Consider the following 497-nt stretch of genomic DNA (forward strand, 5'->3'; position numbering starts at 1 on the left):
GTTCAATCACAAGAAGGTGTTCATTATTTATCATTAGTAACAGATGCTTATAGTCGAAAGATAATGGGATATGAATTAAGTGATGAAATGAAAGCTACTGATGTAGTCAAAGCTCTTGATATGGCGATAGAGAGTCGTCAATATCAAAGGAGTACGATTCATCATTCAGACCGAGGATTACAGTATTGCTCAAAGGTTTATCAGGAAAAACTGAATAAAAATGACATTAAACCATCAATGACGGATGGGTATGATTGCTATCAAAATGCATTAGCAGAGCGAATAAATGGGATACTTAAACAAGAGTTTCTTTTGTATGACTGCAAAGATTTAGAGGAGTTAAGACATCTAGTTGAAGAATCTATTTTTATTTATAATGAAATGCGACCACATTTAAGCTTGGGAATGAGTACACCAAATCAAGTACACAAAAAAAGCCAAGTGCGTACGCACTTAGCTTTCAATTAAAAATCGTCAACGTATTTTAGGACGAGACA

Annotated in this window: 1 protein-coding gene; it reads left to right on the forward strand. The window is 34.2% G+C overall.

Translation table 11 applies throughout. The features are described 5' to 3' along the window. The coding region (locus HC728_RS19835; protein WP_139070510.1) for an IS3 family transposase at positions 1-468 on the forward strand (468 nt) is incomplete at its 5' end. Between the last annotated feature and the right edge of the window lie 29 nt (positions 469-497).

It is taken from the genome of Aliivibrio sp. S10_S31, assembly GCF_014694495.1.
GTDB classification, from domain to species: domain Bacteria; phylum Pseudomonadota; class Gammaproteobacteria; order Enterobacterales; family Vibrionaceae; genus Aliivibrio; species Aliivibrio fischeri.